Genomic DNA, 2189 nt, shown 5'->3' with positions numbered 1-2189 from the left:
TTTCAGCGTCGGGATGTCTTCGACGCTAAAGGTATCGTACGCGATAAAATCACGAATTTTATTGGAGAACTTCTCATCAGTGAGCAAACATCCACCACCCGGTGCCTCATAGTCTTTGAGCCCGAATTGCTGTGCCAGTTCCATCTGACGCTCACGGTTTCGTCCAACAATATTTTCGAGTTTTTCTCGATCCACCCATCCTTCTATTTCGGGGATGGTAGGGGAGAGTGCCTTGGCACTCAAAGGGCGGAGTAATAATCCCTCACAATTACTCAAATCGAGTACTTTTTGGAGCGATTCGCTGTTTTGGCTCATCGGGCGTTGACCCAATACTTCACCGCTGATAAGAAAGCTCGCCCCCCACACTTGCATCACCCGTTTGGCGACTTCAAACATTTTGGCATGACAGTCGATGCAGGGGTTGAAGTTTTTGCCGTAGCCGTATTTCGGAGTAAAGAGGACTTCACGGATGTATTCGTCTCGAATGTCTACGCTGCGAAACTCGGCACCGATCTGTTCACACATATTTTGCATGTGAGCAAGGCGGTCTTTGGTCGAACCGAATCCCGTGTTGATGTTGCAGGCGATTACTTCGATTCCCTGATCGATGATGAGTTTTGCCGCGATGGTCGAATCGAGACCGCCGCTGAATAATGCGATAGCTTTCATTTTTATCCTTTAAATAAATCCCCGCGATCCAACACCAAGAGCCGCGTGCGATGCAGAAGTGCAAGGAGTCACGCGAGCGTTCTTGGATCGCGGTATGCTCTTTTGCTACTTTTCTTGCTAAAAAGAAAAGTAGAAAGTGTTTTAACTCAATGGGACGAGTTCACCCCGTTTAAGACGCTCAATTTTATCCCGAAATTGACGTATTAGGTACGATTTTTGATCGAATGATACCGTATTTTGGGTTGAGACCTTTTTTAGCTCTCGGGTATAGTGAGCACTCAAGAAGGTCATAAGCTCTGCTTTTAGTCCTTCGTCTCCGTCAAAAACTCGTATGTCATTATTCATAACTATTTCGCTTAGTCGAGAATTATTTGTTTCATTCTGCAAGACAGCTTTAAATTCAATAGAATGATATTGAAGCATAGAAGGATCTAAAAAATCTAGTAAAGAATTGGTTATATTTGGGCGTTCTATTATTGTTTTAATTAAGCTCAATTCCCATAAATCTTGACCAAATTGTGTTTTTACAATTGATTGTGTCTTTTGTTGTGTGGTTCCCAAAGGAACCATTTCAGGGCGAATGCCAGGAAGCTTAGGGGCTATGTATCTTTTATAATCTTCTTGCATCAGTGGTGAAAGATTTTTTATAAATGCGGCTGCTTCGTGTAGTGCAGTTTCTTTAGCCTTGAAATCTTGCAAATCATATTGTGAGATTATTTCATCTAGTGTAAATTGGGCAAACGGAATCGGTCGGTGTAGAAGGGCATTAAGCGCCTCGATTTGACCGTTTTTAATCATATCGGCAGGGTCTAGTCCCCCTTCGAACAATATCACCCCTCCATCAAACCCTGAGCCGCTGAGGAGTTTGGAGGCTTTAAACGCGGCGGCACGCCCCGCTTTGTCTCCATCGTAGGCTAGAAAGATTTTCGGTTCCCCCTTGCGCAACAGCGGCAAATGCTCGGTAGTGAGGGCGGTTCCCAGTGTCGCGACGGCGTGGGTGAATCCCGCCTGATGGAGCATTACGACATCCAAATACCCCTCAGTAACGATGATCTCACGGCGGCGGTAGATCGCTTCACGAGCGAGGTGATAGGCATATAGGAGGCGTGATTTGTTGAAAATGGCGCTTTGAGACGAGTTGACGTATTTTGCCTGATGCCCTGTAATAGTACGCCCGCCGAATCCTACGATGGCACCGCTCGTGGAGTGGATAGGGAAGGTGATTCGCTCGATAAAACGGGCAAATAGCCGCCCCTCTTCCCCTCGTCCGATGGCACCTTGTTCGATCGCTTCAGCGGATGAGAGTTTGCGTTGCTCCAAAAATCGGAGTGTTTCGGGTGAAGTAGGGGCATACCCGATCCCGAATCGCTCGATGCTGGAGGCGTAGATACCCCGCTCGTGGAGATACTCCATGGCATCTCGTTTCTCTTCGAGGAGTTTTTGATACCAGTCGTTGAGAGTTTCTAAGAGATTTGAGCGTTTTTTTTGCTTGGTATCGTCGGTGTAGTGGAGGCTAAAAT

The 2189-nt window shown here is 46.5% G+C and carries 2 protein-coding genes; both read right to left on the bottom strand.

Annotated elements, in window-relative coordinates; translation table 11 throughout:
* Window positions 1-669: argininosuccinate synthase domain-containing protein (locus tag WA010_RS01015; RefSeq protein ID WP_422555317.1), on the bottom strand; the 669-nt coding region annotated here is incomplete at its 3' end.
* 141 nt (window positions 670-810) lie between these two features.
* A partial coding sequence (gene dnaG, locus WA010_RS01010; protein WP_422555316.1) for a DNA primase occupies window positions 811-2189 on the bottom strand: 1379 nt, incomplete at its 5' end.

Source organism: Sulfuricurvum sp. (assembly GCF_049305995.1).
In the GTDB taxonomy this organism is placed as follows: Bacteria; Campylobacterota; Campylobacteria; order Campylobacterales; family Sulfurimonadaceae; genus Sulfuricurvum.
Note: the sequence above shows the minus strand (reverse complement) of the source record. Positions and strands in the feature narration are given on the sequence as shown.